General features: G+C 56.4%; 17 protein-coding genes and 2 pseudogenes. 16 read left to right on the forward strand and 3 right to left on the reverse strand.

The genetic code is table 11. The annotated features are described in order from the left end of the window. Positions 1-49: 49 nt before the first annotated feature. The 12 genes and pseudogenes from PSEBG33_RS20960 to PSEBG33_RS20920 all read left to right on the forward strand — a co-directional run bounded on the left by PSEBG33_RS20960 (position 50) and on the right by PSEBG33_RS20920 (position 13,349). Complete coding sequence (locus PSEBG33_RS20960; RefSeq protein WP_005785356.1) at positions 50-241, forward strand: hypothetical protein; 192 nt, start codon at positions 50-52, stop codon at positions 239-241. Further along, a pseudogene (locus tag PSEBG33_RS29670) lies at positions 242-508 on the forward strand (head-tail connector protein); the annotation flags it as partial. 97 nt (positions 509-605) lie between these two features. Then, entirely contained in the window at positions 606-3,797 is a 3,192-nt protein-coding gene (locus PSEBG33_RS28160; RefSeq protein ID WP_157264117.1) for a tape measure protein, read from the forward strand. Continuing rightward, a complete protein-coding gene (locus tag PSEBG33_RS20955; protein WP_005785361.1) occupies positions 3,797-4,135 on the forward strand; it encodes a phage tail protein in 339 nt (112 codons plus the stop codon). Before PSEBG33_RS28160 ends, PSEBG33_RS20955 begins: the two co-directional genes overlap by 1 nt. Further along, positions 4,132-4,818, forward strand: coding sequence for a phage minor tail protein L (locus tag PSEBG33_RS20950; protein ID WP_005785363.1), 687 nt, complete (start codon positions 4,132-4,134; stop codon positions 4,816-4,818). The genes PSEBG33_RS20955 and PSEBG33_RS20950 overlap by 4 nt, the downstream gene beginning before the upstream one ends. A 5-nt stretch (positions 4,819-4,823) precedes the next feature. Beyond that, positions 4,824-5,576, forward strand: a complete 753-nt coding sequence (locus PSEBG33_RS20945) for a C40 family peptidase (protein ID WP_005785365.1) — start codon at positions 4,824-4,826, stop codon at positions 5,574-5,576. Beyond that, positions 5,576-6,172 carry a tail assembly protein gene (locus PSEBG33_RS20940; RefSeq protein ID WP_005785366.1) on the forward strand — a complete coding sequence of 199 codons (597 nt, stop codon included), beginning with the start codon at positions 5,576-5,578 and terminating at the stop codon, positions 6,170-6,172. The genes PSEBG33_RS20945 and PSEBG33_RS20940 overlap by 1 nt, the downstream gene beginning before the upstream one ends. A 9-nt stretch (positions 6,173-6,181) precedes the next feature. Next, the gene (locus PSEBG33_RS20935; RefSeq protein WP_005785368.1) at positions 6,182-10,177 is read left to right on the forward strand and encodes a phage tail protein; all 3,996 of its coding nucleotides are present in this window, start codon (positions 6,182-6,184) and stop codon (positions 10,175-10,177) included. A 306-nt stretch (positions 10,178-10,483) separates the two neighbouring features. Beyond that, a complete protein-coding gene (locus PSEBG33_RS20930; RefSeq protein ID WP_032803286.1) occupies positions 10,484-11,386 on the forward strand; it encodes a hypothetical protein in 903 nt (300 codons plus the stop codon). Between the two features lie 55 nt (positions 11,387-11,441). Further along, a complete protein-coding gene (locus tag PSEBG33_RS29465) occupies positions 11,442-12,203 on the forward strand; it encodes a hypothetical protein (protein WP_005785372.1) in 762 nt (253 codons plus the stop codon). After that, positions 12,204-12,758, forward strand: coding sequence for a tail fiber assembly protein (locus tag PSEBG33_RS20925; RefSeq protein WP_005785373.1), 555 nt, complete (start codon positions 12,204-12,206; stop codon positions 12,756-12,758). Between the two features lie 57 nt (positions 12,759-12,815). Continuing rightward, positions 12,816-13,349 (forward strand): glycoside hydrolase family 19 protein, encoded by a 534-nt coding sequence (locus PSEBG33_RS20920; protein ID WP_005785375.1) that lies wholly within the window; start codon positions 12,816-12,818, stop codon positions 13,347-13,349. Between the two features lie 99 nt (positions 13,350-13,448). Here the strand turns inward: PSEBG33_RS20920 and PSEBG33_RS20915 are convergent, their stop codons facing one another. The 3 genes and pseudogenes from PSEBG33_RS20915 to PSEBG33_RS27900 all read right to left on the reverse strand — a co-directional run. Next, positions 13,449-14,495, reverse strand: a complete 1,047-nt coding sequence (locus PSEBG33_RS20915; protein WP_005785377.1) for a hypothetical protein — start codon at positions 14,493-14,495, stop codon at positions 13,449-13,451. A 494-nt stretch (positions 14,496-14,989) separates the two neighbouring features. Continuing rightward, on the reverse strand, positions 14,990-15,157 hold the full coding sequence (locus PSEBG33_RS29470; protein ID WP_005785379.1) for a hypothetical protein: 168 nt from the start codon (positions 15,155-15,157) through the stop codon (positions 14,990-14,992). Positions 15,158-15,202: 45 nt separating this feature from the next. Further along, a pseudogene (locus tag PSEBG33_RS27900) lies at positions 15,203-15,663 on the reverse strand (zeta toxin family protein); the annotation flags it as partial. A 186-nt stretch (positions 15,664-15,849) separates the two neighbouring features. Between PSEBG33_RS27900 and PSEBG33_RS20905 the strand changes: the two are divergent. The 4 genes from PSEBG33_RS20905 to PSEBG33_RS20890 all read left to right on the forward strand — a co-directional run bounded on the left by PSEBG33_RS20905 (position 15,850) and on the right by PSEBG33_RS20890 (position 18,667). Further along, the gene (locus PSEBG33_RS20905) at positions 15,850-16,584 is read left to right on the forward strand and encodes a LexA family transcriptional regulator (RefSeq protein WP_005785382.1); all 735 of its coding nucleotides are present in this window, start codon (positions 15,850-15,852) and stop codon (positions 16,582-16,584) included. Between the two features lie 590 nt (positions 16,585-17,174). Beyond that, a complete protein-coding gene (locus PSEBG33_RS20900; protein WP_005785384.1) occupies positions 17,175-17,513 on the forward strand; it encodes a phage holin family protein in 339 nt (112 codons plus the stop codon). 23 nt (positions 17,514-17,536) lie between these two features. After that, positions 17,537-18,052 (forward strand): hypothetical protein, encoded by a 516-nt coding sequence (locus PSEBG33_RS20895; RefSeq protein WP_005785385.1) that lies wholly within the window; start codon positions 17,537-17,539, stop codon positions 18,050-18,052. A 3-nt stretch (positions 18,053-18,055) separates the two neighbouring features. Next, positions 18,056-18,667, forward strand: coding sequence for a phage baseplate assembly protein V (locus PSEBG33_RS20890; RefSeq protein WP_005785387.1), 612 nt, complete (start codon positions 18,056-18,058; stop codon positions 18,665-18,667). Positions 18,668-18,674 lie beyond the last annotated feature (7 nt).

Here is an 18,674-nt window from a genome sequence, read left to right on the forward strand (position 1 = left end):
ACCCAGCATCAGGGGCCTAACGGCCCCGAACAAAACTCAGGTGAATATCATGGAAATTAAAGTTCTGTGGGGCTTCGAGGGCGATCCCGAAAAGCTCAAGGTTCCAAATGGCCGAGTATCGGCCGGCACCACCCTCGACGTTGAGGACGAAGAGTTGGCGCACGCGCTGATTGGTAAAGGCCTCGCAGAAAAGGCGAAACCGGCGGCGAATAAGTCGGCCAAGCCCAACGAGACCAAGTAAATGATCGACCTGGCGCGAGTGAAGAGTCACCTCAAGGTCGATGACGATGAAGAGGATGCTCTGATCGCCGGCTACTTGGAGGCGGCCAAGTCCCATGTGGGTATGCACTGCGACAGGGAACTGGTCGAGGCTGATCCTGTGGAGCCTGCTCAAATGGGGCTGACCCCTGATGTCGAGCAGGCCATCCTGCTTTTGGTTGGTCACTGGTACGCCAACCGCGAGGGCGTGGCGCTGGGCACCATATCAACCACCGTACCGCTGGCTGTTGGGCCAGAGCTATCTGCGGACCATCACCTCAGGCAATCGGGACGCCACAAGTTCTTGGCGCTCTCAAGAGGCCGCTGTGCGTGCGCAGGGCGCGGCAATGCAGTCTCTCACTTCCACAGTGGGCAGCTATGCCGCCGCAATGGCTGGTGCATTGGCAGTGGGCAACGTTGTTCACCAGGCTGACGCCTGGAACCAAGTAAATGCTAGGCTCAAACAGGCCACCACCAGCACTGAAGACTTCGCCGTAAGCCAGAAATCCTTGTTTGAACTGAGTCAGCGTACTGGCACTTCGTATTCAGATAATGCCGGTTTGTTCAGCCGCTCGGCGTCATCGATGCGTGAATTTGGGTATTCAACATCTGAGGTGCTTGGAGTTACAGAAGCATTATCGGTGGGTCTGCAAGTATCCGGTGCGACCTCAGCTGAGGCTTCCTCTTCTATCACTCAGTTTGCTCAAGCACTTGCCCAGGGCGTGCTGCGCGGGGAGGAATTTAACTCCATCGCTGATAGCGGAGATCGTGTTCTACGCGCGCTTGCGGCAGGGATGGGCGTTGCTAGGAGCGAGCTCAAGGCCATGGCTGATAAAGGGCTGATCACTATTGATAAGCTCGTGCCAGCGCTGATCAGCCAGCTTGGGGTCCTAAATGAAGAGTTCGGCAAAATGCCCCCTTCAGTCAGCCGCTCAACCACGGCCCTGACTAATGCCTTCCAGGCGTGGATTGGAGGAGCTGACTCAGCAACCGGCAGCACAGCGGTTCTCTCTGGTGCGATTGACCTTGTTGCAAAGAACATGGATGTATTGGCCGCGTCGGCGTTAACTGCGGGCGCCGCCTATGTCGGACTGAAGTCTGGCGAACTGATTAAGGGGTTGCGTGATCAGGTCGGCGCTTTGCGGGAAGCCCGATCTGCCGAAATTGGCCGGACTACCGCCCAGCTTGATGCGGCCACAGCCGCCGCCCGCCGTACCGCTGCAGAAGTGATCGCCGCAGAATCCCAGGTCGCAGCGACAAGATTTACCGATGGTCATACCGCAGCCCTCAGCCGCCTTCGACTCGCCAGGCTGGCTGATACCCAAGCAACCGTCGCGCAGACCGCCGCGCAAGCCGCCCAAACAGCCGCGACATCACTGGCTGGGCGGGCCGGATCGGCGCTGCTTGGGGTAATGGGTGGCCCGGCCGGGCTTGCTGTTACCGCCGGCGCCGTAGCGGCGAGCTATTTATTGTTCCGCGACAACAGCGATAAGGCCCGGCAAGCTACCGTCGACCTAAAGCGCCCCGTGGAGGAGTTGCGCAAAGAATTTTCCGAGCTTGGCAAAGAGCAGGCGCGGTATAAGCTTGACGGCGTTATCCAGCAGCAGGCGGACGCACAGGTCGCGGCACAGAAGGCGCTACGCGAGATCCGCGCCGCTGCCCAGGGCAATGACAAGTGGGGCGATACCTACTCGGCCAACCCGTTCCAGCGCGATCGGGCGGTGACAGACTTCAATCGTCGCATTGCCGGCGGCCAGGATATTGATTCGGCCAGTCAGCAGTTGGTCGCGGCAATCGGTCCAAACAAGGAAATGACCAACGCCATCAACGCCTCGGCAGCAGCGTACGGTGAGGCCATCAAGGCCTCCGGCGATTACGGTGACGTCGCCAATATACTGACAGCACGATTAAACGATGTCGCTGACGCGGCCGACCAGGCCGGTGCGGGCCTGAAGAAGATAGAGGGGCCGGATCAGAAAACGATTGACGGCTGGACCAGTTACTCCAAGACGCTGGTGGAGCGACTGAATTCGGTGCGGGATGGCGGAGACCTGGTCGGTGAGGTGAATCGCCGTATTGAGCGTGAGGGCGTCGACCCAGCTACTGCGGAAGGCTGGCGCATTCTAGCCGGTGCTATCAAAGGTTCCGAGGCTGCGGCCAAGGCGTCGGAGGAAGCCCAGCAGAAGGCGAAGAAAGCGGCGGAGGATATTCACCGCCAAGCCGAACAACTCAACAACGCTTACAAGCAGACCCTGGCCAACCTCACACAGCAGGTAGCGCTATATGGTGAAACTACCGAGATAGGGCGCCTCCGCTACGAGCTCACCACTGGCGAGCTTTCGAAGCTATCAGCGAAGAACAAGGTAATGCTCGAGGGCAAGGCCATTGAGCTCGACGCGCTCAATGCCAGAAAGGCCTATGACGGCTTGATGTCAGGCCTTCAAACCAAAGAGCAGGCCCTGCTTGCAACCACGAAAGAGCGGATGCAGGTCCTGGAAACAGCCAATCGCGCTGGGAAGCTGTCGTCAGACGACTATCGCGCCGGCGCTGATGCCATCTCGAAAGCCACCGTTACCGAGGCGCCAGAGTTTGGTGGCATCGACTCATCGGTGGGCGGGCCGTCCGGTGAGCTGGTCAAGATTGCAGAGGCCGAGGCCGCCCTGAAAAAGTGGCACGACAAGCAGATGTCGATGCAGGCCGAACTTCGCGATCAGATCCTGGCCGACCAGCAAAGCACCAACGAACAGAAGCTCGCCGCCGAGCAGCAGTACTTGGACCGGGTGGTGGAAATCAACCAAACGAACCAGGCGAGGCTTTCTGACATTCAGGGCGCCTATAAAGTGGCCGTGATCGGCACCTTCAGCGAGTTGTCGGGCCAGGCCGCAGACATGGTTGGCAAGATCGCTGGCGAGCAGTCTGGCGCATACAAGGCGTTGTTTGTCGCGCAAAAGGCGTTCGCGGTGGCGTCGATCATCATGAACGCCCAGATAGCTGCAGCGAAGGCACCGGCGGAACTGACCATCCTGGGCGGTATACCGGTGGGCGCGGCGCTGCTGGCAGCGGGTTACGCAAATGCGGGCATGGTCGCCGGCATGGCGCTGGCCGGGTTCTCCGAAGGTGGTTTTACCGGCCCGGGTGGCAAGTTTGAGCCGAAGGGTGTGGTTCACGGCGGCGAGGTGGTCATCCGCAAGGAGGTGGTCGATCAGCCTGGAATGAAGGATTACCTCATCGGCCTGAACCGTAGCGGTAAGCCAGGCTATGCGAGCGGCGGATTCGTCGGAAGCCCAGGTATCACACCGGCCTTCACCGCTCCATCTGTCGCGGCGGGCGCCGGGTCAGGCTCTGCCCCAGAGATTCACCTTCACATCAATGGCGACGGATCTGGTGGATCTGTGAACGCGCCGGAAGGCTATGAGCAGATGGGGCTGGCGCTGCTTGCCACCGCACGCTCCGAAATGCCCAAGATCGCGCGCCAAGTGATCGTGCAAGAGAAAGGCCAAAACGGCCTGCTCGATCCAAACAACCGGAGAAATAGCTGATGGCAGAGGTATTCAACTGGTCGCCCCGGGTTGGCTCTTCCGGTGACGATCAACCTGACGTGCTTGAGTCGAAGTTCGGTAACGGCTACAGCCAGCGATTATCGGTCGGAATAAACAATGTTGCTGGCGCGTACACCGTTTCCTTCACGGGCGGGGAGGCTTACATCAAGCCGATCCGGGAGTTCTTCAAGCGGCACAAGGGGGCAAATCACTTTCTGTGGACCCCGCCGCTTGAGGTGCAAGGGGCGTTCATCACTACCGGTGGATGGCAACTGCAAACCCATGGCAACAAGAAGTACACCCTCAGCACCACTTTCCAGCAGGTATTTAACCCATGATCACTTTGGACGACCAGAAGCTCGAGCCGGGCGCGGTTATTCAGCTGATTGAGTTGGACGGCGAGGCGCGTGGAATGGGCATCTTGCGGTATCACGCGCATCAACAGTCCACGCCGATCATCTGGAAGGGCGACGTGTATCTACCACGTCCTTATGAGACCGGCGGGTTCGGGCGCAGCGTTGAAGGCAACAACTCCACACCCATGCTGAAGATCAGCAATATCGACGGAACGATTACAGCGCTATGCCGGCGATTCCAGGGGATGAGCGGGGTCAAGCTGACGGTTCGGCAGACCTACGTCAAATACCTAGACCCTGCGAATTTCCCAGAGGGCAACCCGACGGCCAGCACCATGGAAAGGCTCGACATCTCATATATCAACCAGGTCACCAGCCTGTTGCGTGAAGAGGTGGTGTTTTCGTTGGCCCCTCCGACTGCTGTTAAGGGTCAGAGGTTGCCGGGCGGCCTGATCATGAACCGGTGCGAATGGTGCCTTTGGGGCGAGTACCGTGGCCCGGACTGCAACTACACCGGGATCAAGATGTTCGACCTCGACGGCAACCCAGTGGACGACCCGGCACTGGATCGCTGTGGCGGCCGGCCAAGTGACTGCGAAATCCGCTTTGGCAAGGGCAACCCGTTGTCGTTCGGCGGCGCCCCTGGCGCTGCGCTTATTGGATAGACCCCATGAACAAGACGATGCTGAAACAAATTCAGGCGCACGCTGCGGCGGAGTTTCCGAAGGAAAGCTGCGGCGTGGTGATCCGTGAGGCCGGGCGGCTGAAGTACGTTGCCTGCCGCAACGATGCCAAGACCCCCAGCGAGCACTTCATCATCAACCCCGAGGATAAGTGTGACGCTGAGGACCGTGGCGAGGTGACGATGATCATTCACTCTCATCCCGACGTTCCACCCATGCCGAGCATGACCGATCGTGTCAGCTGCGAATTGCATGAAAAGCCGTGGGGTATTGTGAGCTGGCCGTCTGGCGAGTACTTCGAATTCAAGCCTGATGGTTACCAGGCCCCGCTGGTTGGCCGCGAGTTCGGCCATGGTCTGCTGGACTGCTATGCCCTGTGCCGCGATTACTACGAGCGCGAGCATGGGATTGAATTGCCGAACTACCCACGCCGGGACGGCTGGTGGAACGATGGTGAGAGCCTCTACGAGAAGTACTACGAGGAGGCCGGTTTCTATCCGGTTTCGATGCCGCGCAAGGGTGACATGATCGTCATGCAGATCAACGCCGCTGCACCGAACCATGCAGGAATCTATCTGGGTGACGGCTTGCTGACCAGTGCCCCGGAGCTGCACCCGGCCCCGGGCACCTTCCTGCATCATCGCTACAGCAAGAAATCCACCCGCGACGTTTACGGCGGCATGTGGGCTGATTACACCGTGCTGATTCTTCGGCACCAACGAATGCCGGAGGTTGACTGATGGCAATGAAAACTACGGTTAACCCGCAGCCTTTGGTGGTGCTGGTGATGCTTTATGGTGTGCTTGGCGCCCGGTTCGGTCGCGTTCACCACCTGGCCGTAGCGTCATGCGCTGAGGCGATTCATGCGTTGTGCGTGAAGATCCCCGGCTTCAGACGGTTCTTGCGCTTTTCGGAAGAGCGCGGCCTGACCTACGCAGTGTTCCGCGGGAAGAAGAACCTGAGCGATACCGAGATTGAGATGCGCCAGGACACCGTTGAGCCGATCCGTATTGCGCCAATTGTGATTGGCAGCAAGGGAGGCGGCTTGTTCGCCACCATTGCAGGTCTTGCCCTGGTGGTGGTCGGTGCAATCACCCAGCAGTACTACTTGGTAGCAGCTGGTGCTGGCCTGATGATTGGCGGTATCGCCATGAGTATGTCCCCGTCACCGGTGGGCGTGCTGGACAAGGAGGGCGATGGCAACAGGCCGTCCTATGCGTTCGGCGGGGCGGTCACCACGATGGCCCAGGGGCGCTGCAAACCACTTCTGTATGGCGAACGCGATATCGGTGGCGCCCTCATCTCGGCTGGCGTCTTTTCGGAAGATCAGCAGTAAGGAAAACCCATGTCTAAAATCGCAACAGCGCCTGCTGCAAAGCATCGGCGCCGGCCTACTGCTGCCCGCGTTTTGGGCGCCAAGGGGGGCGAGCAGAAGCCATACACGCCCTACAAGGCACCCGATACTGCGCTTTCTGTTGCCACTGTAAAATTGCTCTATGCCTTGAGTGAGGGCCCAATCGTCGGCCTGGTCGATGATAAGAAGTCGGTAAAACTCAACGGCACGCCGCTGGTCTCGCCTGACGGTAGCGAGAACTTTCCCGGTACCGTTTGGGATTTCCGCCCGGGCACTGTGGACCAAGAACACATTCCAGGCTTTCCGGCCATTGAGAACGAGGCGTCCCAGGGGCTGCCGGTTGAGTTGAAGTCGGATAACGCCTGGACGCGTGCGATCACTGATCAGCAGTTGTCGGCTGTGCGCATCCGTTTGTCCTGGCCGCAAATTTGGCAGGTCAAGACGAATGGCGACCAGATCGGCTACCGCATCGACTACGCCATTGATCTTTCCGTAGATGGCGGAAGCTATCAAACGGTTTTGTCGGCGACCCTGGACGACAAAGGGACAACCGAATACGAGCGCACCCATCGAATCGACCTCCCTGAGGGCTTCACCAGTGCGCTGGTTCGCGTGCGCCGACTCACCCCCAACCGAAACGATTCCAATTTTGCGGACCTGATGCGCATCAAGGGGCTGACGGAGGTAATCGACAAGAAGCTCCGCTATCCGAACCTGGCGCTGGGCGGCCTGCAGTTCGATGCCAAGCAATTCCAGGACACGCCAAAGGCCAGCTTCCTGATGCGCGGCCGAATTATTCAGGTACCGACGAATTACAACCCAGAGACCCGGACCTATACAGGTGACTGGAACGGCACCTTTAAGCTTGCCTATACAAATAACCCGGTCTGGGTTTGGCGCGACCTGCTGTTGCATCGTCGCTATGGCTTGGGCCGCCGCATCACCGCTGACATGGTGGATCACTGGACGCTGTACGAGATCGGTCGCTATTGCGACGTGATGGTGCCAGACGGCAAGGGCGGTATGCAGCCGCGTATGACCACCAATGTCTATATTCAGGATTCGATTGAGGGATACGCGCTCCTTTCGGATCTGGCCAGCGTGTTCCGTGGCAGCAGCTGCTGGAACGGCTCGCAGGTCACTATGGTGGCGGACATTCCCGGCAACGAGGACGGCTACGTTTTCACCCGCTCGAACATTATTGGCGAGTTCGAGATGGTGGGTGCCGCCTATCCTGATCGGCACACCAGGGCAAAAGTCGCATGGGATAACCCGGAAAACGAGTTCAAGACCCAACCGGCTCCGGTAACCAATGAGGAACTGATCGGCGCCCTCGGGCACCGGATGCTGGATATCTCGCGTTTCGGCTGTACCGTGGAGGGAGAAGCAATCCGTCACGGTATCTGGGCGCTCAAGTCTGAGCAGTATGAGGAGTGGTCGGTAAGCTTCACCACCGGCATGGAAGGCCGCAACGTCGAGCCTGGCCAGATTATCTGCGTGGCAGATGAAACCTTCGCTGGCCGGCCAAATGGCGGTCGGATCAGTGCGGCCACCAGGCGCGTGATAACTCTCGACATTGACGCCGAGGTACACGAGGAGGACCGTCTGATCCTCAACTTGCCGAGCGGCAAATCCGAAGGTCGTATCGTAAAGTCGGTCTCCGGGCGCCTGGTCACCGTCATGGCAGACTATTCGGAGCTCCCAGAGGCTGAATGCAGTTGGTCCGTGGAAAGTGCTGATCTGGCCGTGATGCGCTTTCGTGTGCAGACCATCGAGCCGCAAGGGCTGCACCAGTTCAAGATAGCTGCCACTCAACATGAGCCCCTTAAGTACCAGGCGATCGACACTGGCGCACGCATTGACCCACAGCCAACGAGCATCATTCCACCAGGGGTGATGTCTCCGCCGGATAACGTCAGCATCGAGGCGCGCAGCGTCGTATCGCAAGGCATTGCTGTTACCAGTATGCGTATCACCTGGGACTCGGTACCGGGGGCCATTGCGTACAACGTGGAATGGCGCAAGGACAGCGGAAACTGGATCCGCTTGCCGCGCACGGGGAGCTTGGGTGCAGAAGTTGAGGGCATCTACAGCGGTCGCTACGTTGCTCGGGTTAGCTCGGTCAACGCAATGGACGTGGCCTCTATTTGGGGCGCCAGCCCTGAAGTGATGCTGACAGGCAAGACCGGCCTGCCACCGGCGGTGTCGTTCCTAACCACCACCAGCCTTGTATATGGCATTGGCATTCAGTGGGGATTCCCACCAGGTGCAGAGGACACTGAGCGCACGGAACTTTGGTACAGCCAAACGGCTGACCTGGCGACCGCGATAAAGCTGAGCGACTTCAGTTACCCGCAAGCCAAGCACGAAATGCACAGCCTGTTGGCTGGCGCGAGTCTGTTCTTCTGGGCTCGCCTGGTGGATCGGACCGGCAACGTCGGCCCATTCTTCCCTGTACCTGGTGCGGTCAATGGTCAGGCCAGTTCGGATCAATCCGAGTATGAAAAATACTTTGCGGACAAGATCGGAAAGGGCGCCCTGTACCAAAGCCTTCGAGAAGAGATCGAGCTGATTACAGGTGATGGTCCAGGATCTGTGAATGAACGCCTGGAGGAGGCCAAGCAGGAACTTGAAGACCTGATCAAGAAAGTGAGCGATGCCCTCGCTTACGACCCGGCAAAGCCGTATTTGAAGGGCGAAATCGTGCGTCTGGATCAACGCCTCTACCAAGCGAAAGGCCCTGTGCCTGTCGGCGCAACGCCGCCCGACGCCACGTACTGGACCGATATTGGCACCATCATTGAGACCACTGACGCGCTGGTGTCGCAGGTCCAGATCATCGAAACCAAGATCGAGGAAATCGACGGCAAGGTGTTGGCCACCGCTACCTCCGTCGAGGCGTTGCGTTCTGCTGCTCGGGGTGATGATGGCGCTGGCGATCTTGCCGACGCAGTCAAGGGTTGGACATCCACGGCGGATCTTGCCGTTGAGCGTAAAACCCGAGCCAGCGAAAATGATGCGATGGCCCAGCAATTGCTGACCTTGGGCGCACAGGTTGGTGACAACAAGTCGTCGCTGACGGTGCTTGAGCAGGTTGTTGCCACCAACCGCGAAACGTCCGCAACGCAGATCACCCAACTCAAGAGTGACCTGTCTGCGGTTGATCAAAAGGCGATCGGCAATGCCCAAGCGATTAATGGCCTCGACACGAAGGTCACCAACTTGGACGGGCGGGTCACGGCCCAGGCATCCAGCAATGAATCACTGCGTGCTTCGGTGCGTGGTGACGACGGCGCCGGCGAACTGGCGGGGGCGTTGAAAGCGTATGAGTCCACCGCAAGTATCGCCCAGCAGATGCGTGTTGAAGCATCTCGCGAATTAGCAACTGCTGAGCGGCTGACTACCTTGCAGGCCGGGATTGATAGCGCGAAGGGGCTTATTCAGCAGGAGGAGCTGGTAAGAGCCACAGCGATAGAAGTGCAGTCCAAACGGACTGATACGGTCCAGGCCAGTCTGGGCCAGACCAATGCATCGGTTCAGCAGGTGAGTCAGGTCGTAGCGGGCCTTGACGGCAAGGTATCGGCACAGACAACCATCAAGGCCCAGACCAATGTGGACGGAAAGAAAGTAATGGCGGGGCTCGCTCTGGGCAGCGATGGGGAGACGTCCGAAATTCTGGCGTTTGCTCAGCGATTCGCCATTATCGACGAGGTCAGTGGCGCTGCAACTTTCCCGTTTGTGGTTTCTGGCGGGCAGGTGTTCATTAGTTCGGCAGTAATTAAGACGGGCATGATCACCAATGCCATGATCGGTAATTACATTCAGTCAAATAACTACGTGGCAGGGGTCAGCGGGTGGAGGCTTTCATTCGACGGTACGTTTGAAATGAACGGGAATATTGCTGGCCTTGGCACCATGAGGCTAACCAATACATTCCTTAAATTCATTTACGCCAACGGTGTGGTTGGTATTGATCTGAGTCTCTAATATGGTCGGATTAGTAATAAGGGATCGCGATACGGGTCTGGTTAAAGTCGATATGACTATGAGTATTAGCCAGACCCAAGGATCAGTGGTTACCAACTCTGCGAATGGTTCAATAGCGATCCCGGCACCGCCCCCTGGAAAGGTCCAGTTTCCAATCGTCGTTCCTCTTCAGGACAGGCAGCTCGAAAAGGGAAAGGTCCCGTCGGTAACCATATCCAACGGGGTTCTCTCTTGGATCTACTCGTACAACACCAATGGCTGGGGTAATTTTTCAGCCAATTGCATTATTTACTACGGTTATTATTAATGGCTAATCTCGTAGTTAAAAAACAAGATGGCAGTCTTCTGTTTGATACGGCCAAAATTACCTATGGTCTTGTGAAAAGCGGAAACCTGAGCGTCATCGAGACCTGGTGGCGCCGGAGTTTTAAAGGAGGGAACGTAGATCCTAATTGGGGGGGGAACTGGACAAGCTCAGGTGTAAGTCCTAGCGTTGCCTTGTCAGATGTTATTTATGGCTTCACTGTGGTTGGAGCCTCGTCGCCAATCGTGTTTCTCACTGGCAGCGGCTGCTTGCAGGGGACAAAGATTTCCGGCGATTCAATGACTTTTCTTTACACCAACGCAAGCGTAAATACTAAGTTCTATTGCTTTGATTTGATGAAGGACGCTATTGCGGGGTCTCCGTACTTGAAAACCCGGCAAACGGACGGTGCAATGACGTTTAACTCTCTGCAACTGGCCTTGAATGTAGTTGCATCCATTCAAGCGCCTCCGCCGACGGGAACGCAGGAGTCGCAATATCCAATCCCATCGGGTAGCAGGCCATACGCGAATGCCGTCTTGAATGTTGAGCAGCGCGAAACACCTCCCAGTTACCAGTCAAATATATTTACCGCCAAGGTAACGATTAATATCAAGCCGGGCGTTGAGTACGCCGCGTACCTTCCCTGGAGTAGGGGGTGTCAGATCTGGTTGTACGGTCTCAATGAGTCGAAGCCGACCTATCGTTATGGGGGGAGCGAGGGGTGTGGCGGTGTCGTAGGAGGCATTCAGTTTATGTTCGGGCCTGCTGGGGGGACACCTCAAGATCACCCGACGGTTGTGAGTGGTACTCCAATGCCACCAAACTTTTCGCAAGTTGCAACGGATAGGCTACCGACCGCGTTGGTGATCGAGACGGCCAACCTGCCATTTCCCTTCAACTGATTTATTAGCTCAAAGAGCCCGCCGTGTGCGGGTAATTTTTTGTCTGGAGAAAAATATGGCTTCTTGGTTTTCAGAAGGAACCGTCACCGTCAATAACGGCAACACCGTTGTGACTGGTGTCGGTACGAAGTTTTCAAACTGCCGCTCTGGCGATATGTTTGTCGGTCCAGATAACGGCGTCTATCAGGTTATAAACCCGTCGAGCGATACCTCCGTGTCGATCTCGCCGGCTTATCGCGGAGCCAATGCCTCCGGCGCGTCCTACGGCATTGTCCCTGTAAACGGCTACCCAAAGGCCCTGGCCGATGCGGTCAACCTGATGGTTCAGCAGTGGGGAGCCACGCTCGCAGGACTTGGTCCCGTCTCCAGTATGGCGGTTGTCCCGTTTGCAAATGGTGGTACAGGTACTACCACCAAGGCAGCAGCCAAGGTGGCACTGGACCTGGGTACCGCTTCTGCAAAAAACTTTGGCCTTACTAACGGCGACTTGATTCCGGCGGGCGTACTCAGCGGGATGTTTTCCAATGTTGCCCCAGACGCCTATCAAATGGACAGACCTGGCGAGCCCGGGCAACAAGGAGCTTTCTACAAGTTTCTGAATAACGGATCTTCGTCTGGGCTGAGCTACTCAACCCTGATTCGAATTCCGTACAACGTTGGATATGAGGCGCAGATTTTCATTCCTGTGTCGCAAGGCACCGGTTCGCTGCTCTTCCGCACCACGCCTGGTGCCGCTGGAACCTTCGGCCCCACGTATAGCGTTTACCACACTGGAAACACCACTCGTGCCGCAGACGGCACCTTAAAGGCTATTTAAATGACTACTCGCGCAGCGGTAAACATTCTAGGCGCAACTGGCGCTGTCATTGACATCGCCTCCCTGGGTGTCGACTCCATTACCACAGAACACCCAGGCCCCGGCCAGTACCTGGTCTACGGCACGCTCGGGATGGCGCTGGCCCCTGAAGGTTGGGGCTACGTTTTGAACCAGATGGATGCGGCTTGCTCAGTAGCGATCAGCTACCATGACGGAGTGCTGGCGGTGAGCGTTGCAAAAGACGGTGAGCCTGCAGATCTGGCACACAGTATTACTCTGCATGTGGCAGTTGACGCCCTGCCGGCCCAGGAGATTCCTCAATTGCCCCCAACTCCAGCCGATCCCCTGGAAGCCGCCCAGGAAGAAATCGCTAAGCTACGTTCAGCCGCCGACTACGCTATCGCGCCACTTCAGGATGCGGTTGATGTCGACGAAGCCACGGATGCGGAGCTCGCTGCCCTGAAGGTATGGAAGAAGTATCGGCTGGCGCTTAGCCGAGTGGTCGACCAGGCGGATTATCCGCAATCCATTGAATGGCCCGTCATTCCGGCTTAACGGGTACCGCGCACCACCAGCCGCCTTGAGCGGTATTTTTTCGCCTGGAGAAAAGCCATGCCTATCACCGAGCAGCAAATGCTGCAGATACTCCCGAACGCCGGCCGCAATGCCGGCGTTTTTGTTCCTGTGCTGAATGCGGCGATGAGTCGACACGCCATTGTCACCCCGCCGCGCATCGCGGCGTTCATCGCCCAGGTCGGGCATGAGTCGGGCCAGTTGCGTTACGTGCGGGAGATTTGGGGACCAACGCAGCAACAGGCCGGGTACGAAGGTCGTGCCGATCTGGGCAACACCGTGAAGGGTGACGGTTCCAGGTACCGTGGTCGTGGCCTGATCCAGGTCACTGGGCGTGCCAACTATGCCGCGTGCGGCGAGGCCCTGGGGCTGGACCTGATCAACAAGCCTGAATTGCTTGAGTTGCCCCAGCACGCCGCCATGTCAGCGGCCTGGTTCTGGTCGACCAAAGGCCTAAACACGCTGGCGGATCAGGGGCAGTTCGCGAAGATCACCCGACGTATCAACGGTGGGCTTACCGGCCAGGACGACCGCCAGGCGCTGTATGAAAAAGCGCTAAAGATCATGGGGTGAAGCTGTCGCAGAAGATCTGCGAAAGGGTCGTGGTACACAAATATGCACTGAAAGTACTGGCGTTAATTGCGTGAGGTAGTTTTATATCTGTATAAAGCTCTACTGGAAATACCTCCTAATTGAAATCGAACCCAACTCGTTAAACCAGAACGGGTTGCCGTTGACTTCTACCATCTGATTAATCATCTTGCCCATGAGTCCAGATGGTATTTCGGAGTTTTTTCCCTCTGATACTCGCTGAAACTCACGAGCCATGCAGAAACTTATGAAGTCAGCTATTTCTAAGAGGAAATGACTTCCGGGTTGAACAAACTTTGGAGGATGGACTGCAATTCCTGCGCACAAATAAGTGAAAAGTCGAGTGTACTGGAGTCCTAAAAAGCACTCGTCAGCCCATCCCTCTTTTTTCGTTCCGTCTGTTGTGTCTTTAATGTTGTCAAACGTCCATCTTATGCCCTTGTTATTTTCTCTGAATATTGATAGCGTGGTAAGTAATGCCTGTTTGTAGATGTCTTGCTTTTGATGTTTTAACGCAGAGGCTCGGTCTTTTTTGTTTTCTGGTAAAATTATCGCGTTTGAAAAGTTAAATGTTGAAAGGTGCGGCTTTAGGTTTTTAATTAGCTTCGAGAGTTTTTGGCCGTAAAATATTTTTTCTTGAACACTGCTGAAGCTAAAAACTCTATCTTCTCCGCTATCACTCCAAATTTGAGTGAAGTGGTGGGGCCAAAGCTCTGGTGCCACATCTGGACGTGCAACTAGTTTTAGCTTTTGAATTTTGTTTTTAGCGATATCGTGCTTGTCCTTGTGCAGTCCGACCAGTGATATGCAAAAGAAGCTAATCTGTTTGCCATTGCGGGTTATTATTCTTGCTGCCTCGTCTCCGAATAAATTCCAAGTGCTCTCTTTCTCTTTGATTGGGGTGTTGAAATGAAAGTCTTTTTTGCAATCTAAGCATGTTATTGGGAATGAGACAGGTACCCAGTGCCCTGAAGCGTCGGATAATTCAATTGGCTCCTTTGGGAAAAGTAAATCCTCAACCCAGTTAATATCATTTTTGAAGCCGCAGTAGATGCATGTGGCCTTGACAGTATCTAAATCAACTGGGACGACGCCTGGGTTTTTTCTAAATGGCCTTTTGTCTACCATATACAGATCCTCCTTTTCATAGTTGGTTTCGGCGCCCGAGCTGCGCCAAATACAAAAGTCGGATTTGGCGCTGCATCGATTCTTGCCATAATTTTGCCCGTTGGATATGTGGCGTAATATGGCAAGAAAGCTGTCTAATACTAGGTCGGGCTATCCCGGTTTTACAGGCCCTCCCACGCACTTCCTTTCTCATTAGTTTTAGACAGTGATTGGTTGGAAGCCAATGAACACGTAGTCTTTAGGCTACTCAAGCCCATACTGCTGCATCATCGGGGTGTGGGAGGACAGGTCTGAAGTGTTTTTACTCATTGGGTAGTAGGCAAATTCGTTGAAAGTGATGGGGCAAAGGGGGCGCTTGGCCCAGCATTTTTTGCGATGGCGGCAAGGTTAACACGCGAGGTCGGCCCTTCGCAGGTCGCAAACGGCTAGGTAAAACGCAAATTAACCCAATAAAAAGCCCGGCACAGGGCCGGGCTTCGAAAGGCGGTGTGCAATCAAGCTCTTTTCGCTTCTGCCTTCATCATCACGAGATTCTGCTGCTTGGTCGCTTCAGTCAGAACCTCACTGTAGACGCGCTTTTTCTGCTCGGATTTTGCGTCACGGATAAAGTCGGCAAAGGAGCTTTTTGCACCTTTGGACAAGCCCAGCTTGATCGATATCATCAACGCGCTCCTGATGGTGGCCCGAGCTTAGCCGCTAGATCGGCCGAAATCCCAAGCAAGCATGGGGTTTTGATACACGTACAAGATCTGTACGATCTGCCCTTTCTCAATGAGCGTTCCACATTGCTTCTAGCTATTTCTAGATTCGAAAAGGTGCCATCGAGCAGGAAGGATTGTCGTTGATCCAATGCGAGGTCGACGATTTTTTCGACCAAAATAGATACGCCTTGTTGAAACAGCCACGAGTTCGCCCCCTGATACGCGGCAAACTCCTTGCGAAGCTCATCGGGGTCGATCTTTAGGATGGGGGTGTCGGCGAACAGGTTCACGAGAGCGATTGAGGCCTCGGTTTTTCCTGCTCCGGGTGATCCTGCCATGAAGACGGACACCGGTGACTCTTCTGATGGATAGATAGCTTTGTCTGTCAGCCGTTTGGCAATTGATTTTTTATTTGAGCGGGCAAAGCGCAGTGCTTCTTCTGAAATATCAATCTCTGCCGGTGTCATCCTGCCTGCTTCGGGAAATGCGGTCTCTTCAATCAAACATCCCCATCTGTTTCGGTGGTGAGGTAGAGACTATCACGCGAGTCCAGCTCCTTTACTGGCCGAAACGTCACTTAATACATCCGTTTTATGTAGATATATGCAAATTAGCATTTGCCAACCTCAAAAACTCCCGTCACTATCCGCGTTATGCAAAAACGCAATGTTTCTATCGTCTTAAGAGAGCTGCTGGATCGCGACCGGATCTCCCCCACGGAGCTTCATCGGCGCACCGGCGTGCCTCAATCCACACTGTCCCGGATCCTCAGCGGCAAGATCGTTGATCCGTCGGATAAACACATCTCCCGTATCGCCGAGTATTTTCGCGTGAGCACCGACCAACTGCGCGGGCGCGCTGCGGTTGGAGCCTTGCGCGATGACGGGCGCGACCCGATGCATTCGGAACTCAAGGACATAAGCCTGTGGGACGATGACACCCCCGTCAATGATGACGAGGTGTCGATCCCTTTTCTGCGCGAGGTTGAATTGGCTGCTGGATCAGGAAGATTCGTCATCGAGGAAAGCGAGAAGGCCAGCCTGCGGTTCGGCAAGCGCAGTCTGCGGCACAACGGCGTGCAGTTCGACCAGGCCAAGTGCGTGACGGTACGCGGCAACAGCATGTTGCCGGTATTGCGCGACGGTGCCACGGTTGGCGTGAACGCCGGTAAAAGCGGCATTGGCGATATCGTCGATGGTGATCTGTATGCCATCAATCACAACGGCCAGCTGCGAGTTAAACAGCTCTACCGCCTGCCTTCCGGGATTCGCCTGCGCAGTTTCAATCGTGATGAGCATCCGGATGAGGACTACAGCTTCCAGGATATACAGGATGAGCAGATCAGCATCCTCGGTCATGTTTTCTGGTGGGGCATGTACGCCCGCTAACCCCCTCGCGTAAGACGAAACCCGCCTATGAGCGGGTTTTTTTTCGCCCCGAAAAAACCGGCAAACCCCATGCTGGCAAGGCCTCAAATGCATTCGTGCATTTCCATAGCAAAAATAAATGCATTGATGCATTGACTGTATATGCATACATGCATATTCTTCACCTCAAGCCAGCCAACAAGGCCTGGTGGAGGCGGCAAGGATGCTGCCAAGGAAGACAAGGAAGGCACGCAACATCGGCAAGGACGCCATCGAAGCGATGGCAGGGATGCCAGGCAACACCGGCAAGGATGCCGACGCTCTTTAGTTTCAACGCTTCAAAAACAGGCAGCGATGAACCGGCCTTGACGGTTCAGAGGGTTGGCAACTGACCCGGGTGTGCAGCGTAAAGCACCAGAAGCAGTTATCCGGCAGACAGGGATCGTGGTCGGAAAAACATCGAGGAAAGGACCGTACCGCGCCAGTAGCGCCGAAAGTCCGAGGACCGCATTACTGAAAAGCCCGGGCAACCGGGCTTTTTGGAATGCCTACCTATCGAAGCATCTGTAAATGAAATATGGATTATTAAATGCTCAGCCAGGAGGCGTGACATGACAAATGAACAGCAAGCGTTAGCGGAAATGCCTATCTGGCTGGTCATCGTACTGGCCGTGATCGGCGGCGTATCCGGCGAGATGTGGCGGGCCGATAAGGAAGGGGCTCGCGGTTGGTCGCTGATTCGACGCCTGGCCCTGCGTTCCGGGGCGTGCATGGTCTGCGGGGTTTCGGCTCTGATGCTGTGCTACGCAGCGGGGATGTCGATCTGGACCGCCGGCGCCATTGGTTGCCTGACCGCCATGGCCGGTGCCGACGTGGCTATCGGCCTTTATGAGCGGTGGGCGGCCAAGCGCATCGGGATCAACCAAGGCTCCCGCCAGGACCCGCAGTAATCGTTGCAAGGACGCTACATAAAATGACGCTTATCGAAAAGCCATCCCAACTGCCCCAGGCCGTGGGCGCTGCGCTGCATGCAGCTTTCCCGGACCTCAAGGTCGGCAGTCATCAGGACTTCCAGGACGACACTGAAAAAACCGGTGTGCAGGTCACAGTCGAAGGCAATGGCCCGGGCATTCGCTCTCGCGAAGGGCGCAAGGCTCACGTGCTGAGCATTTCACTCAGGGCCATGGTCGCCCCCGGGGCATTGCCGTTCGATGCCTGCGACCTGGCCAGCCAACTCATGGATCTTGTGCTGGATAACCGTTGGGACCTGCCCCAGGCACAGTGCGATTTGCCCGCAAATATCGTCGCCGCTCCGGCTGTGCGCAGCACCCTTGATGCGGACTACGACACCTGGACAGTTTCGTTTACTCAAACCCTCTATCTGGGGCCGCCGTTACTTGAAGATCCTACAGGCCAGCCGCTGTTTGCCTGCACCTGGGACGTCTCCAACATCGACGATCCAGCCCAATACAAACCACTGGCAGAGTAGCCCATGTTCGACGCGCTGTTACGCATGCAATTGGGACCGATCGTCGAACGCCTGGCAGAGATGGAGACCCAACTCGAAGACCTTTACCGCCGCGCTGAAAGCTTCTGCCGGATTGGCATTTGCCAGCAGGTCGACGCGGCCAGCAACACCTGCAAGGTCAGCCACGGTGATTTGCTGACCCCGGCGATCCGCTTTTTCAACCCCAGCGCCGGTGCGCAAACGGAAACCCGCATTCCAACGGTGGGCGAGCAATGCCTGTTGCTTAACTACGGTGGCGGGGAGGGCGGCGTGCAGTCAGTGGCGCTGTTCGGCCTCAACAGTGATCGCTTTCCGCCGGTCTCCAGCGTTGCGACGCTGACCCGGCGTCGCCATCACGACGGCACCCAAAGCGACTACGACGACGCCAGCCATACCTTCAACTGGGTCAACGGCCCAACCACCGTCAGCGGCTCCCGTGAACAGGTCGACATTAAAGTCGGCGCCGCCAGCCTGACCATGAATGCCCAGAGCATCACTTTGCAAATCGGCGGCACCAGCCTGTTGCTGGATGTTGGCGGAGCTCACTTCAGCGGCCCGGTAGTGGACCATCAAGGACGCGTCATCAGCCCCCGATAAGGACATC

This window comes from Pseudomonas synxantha BG33R (assembly GCF_000263715.2).
GTDB classification, from domain to species: domain Bacteria; phylum Pseudomonadota; class Gammaproteobacteria; order Pseudomonadales; family Pseudomonadaceae; genus Aquipseudomonas; species Aquipseudomonas synxantha_A.

Bases quoted from the DNA above. Each gene is read 5' to 3' on its own strand.
- PSEBG33_RS20960 (WP_005785356.1), top strand. From the start codon at position 50: ATGGAAATTAAAGTTCTGTGGGGCTTCGAGGGCGATCCCGAAAAGCTC.
- PSEBG33_RS28160 (WP_157264117.1), top strand. From the start codon at position 606: ATGCAGTCTCTCACTTCCACAGTGGGCAGCTATGCCGCCGCAATGGCT.
- PSEBG33_RS20955 (WP_005785361.1), top strand. From the start codon at position 3,797: ATGGCAGAGGTATTCAACTGGTCGCCCCGGGTTGGCTCTTCCGGTGAC.
- PSEBG33_RS20950 (WP_005785363.1), top strand. From the start codon at position 4,132: ATGATCACTTTGGACGACCAGAAGCTCGAGCCGGGCGCGGTTATTCAG.
- PSEBG33_RS20945 (WP_005785365.1), top strand. From the start codon at position 4,824: ATGAACAAGACGATGCTGAAACAAATTCAGGCGCACGCTGCGGCGGAG.
- PSEBG33_RS20940 (WP_005785366.1), top strand. From the start codon at position 5,576: ATGGCAATGAAAACTACGGTTAACCCGCAGCCTTTGGTGGTGCTGGTG.
- PSEBG33_RS20935 (WP_005785368.1), top strand. From the start codon at position 6,182: ATGTCTAAAATCGCAACAGCGCCTGCTGCAAAGCATCGGCGCCGGCCT.
- PSEBG33_RS20930 (WP_032803286.1), top strand. From the start codon at position 10,484: ATGGCTAATCTCGTAGTTAAAAAACAAGATGGCAGTCTTCTGTTTGAT.
- PSEBG33_RS29465 (WP_005785372.1), top strand. From the start codon at position 11,442: ATGGCTTCTTGGTTTTCAGAAGGAACCGTCACCGTCAATAACGGCAAC.
- PSEBG33_RS20925 (WP_005785373.1), top strand. From the start codon at position 12,204: ATGACTACTCGCGCAGCGGTAAACATTCTAGGCGCAACTGGCGCTGTC.
- PSEBG33_RS20920 (WP_005785375.1), top strand. From the start codon at position 12,816: ATGCCTATCACCGAGCAGCAAATGCTGCAGATACTCCCGAACGCCGGC.
- PSEBG33_RS20915 (WP_005785377.1), bottom strand. From the start codon at position 14,495: ATGGTAGACAAAAGGCCATTTAGAAAAAACCCAGGCGTCGTCCCAGTT.
- PSEBG33_RS29470 (WP_005785379.1), bottom strand. From the start codon at position 15,157: ATGATATCGATCAAGCTGGGCTTGTCCAAAGGTGCAAAAAGCTCCTTT.
- PSEBG33_RS20905 (WP_005785382.1), top strand. From the start codon at position 15,850: ATGCAAAAACGCAATGTTTCTATCGTCTTAAGAGAGCTGCTGGATCGC.
- PSEBG33_RS20900 (WP_005785384.1), top strand. From the start codon at position 17,175: ATGACAAATGAACAGCAAGCGTTAGCGGAAATGCCTATCTGGCTGGTC.
- PSEBG33_RS20895 (WP_005785385.1), top strand. From the start codon at position 17,537: ATGACGCTTATCGAAAAGCCATCCCAACTGCCCCAGGCCGTGGGCGCT.
- PSEBG33_RS20890 (WP_005785387.1), top strand. From the start codon at position 18,056: ATGTTCGACGCGCTGTTACGCATGCAATTGGGACCGATCGTCGAACGC.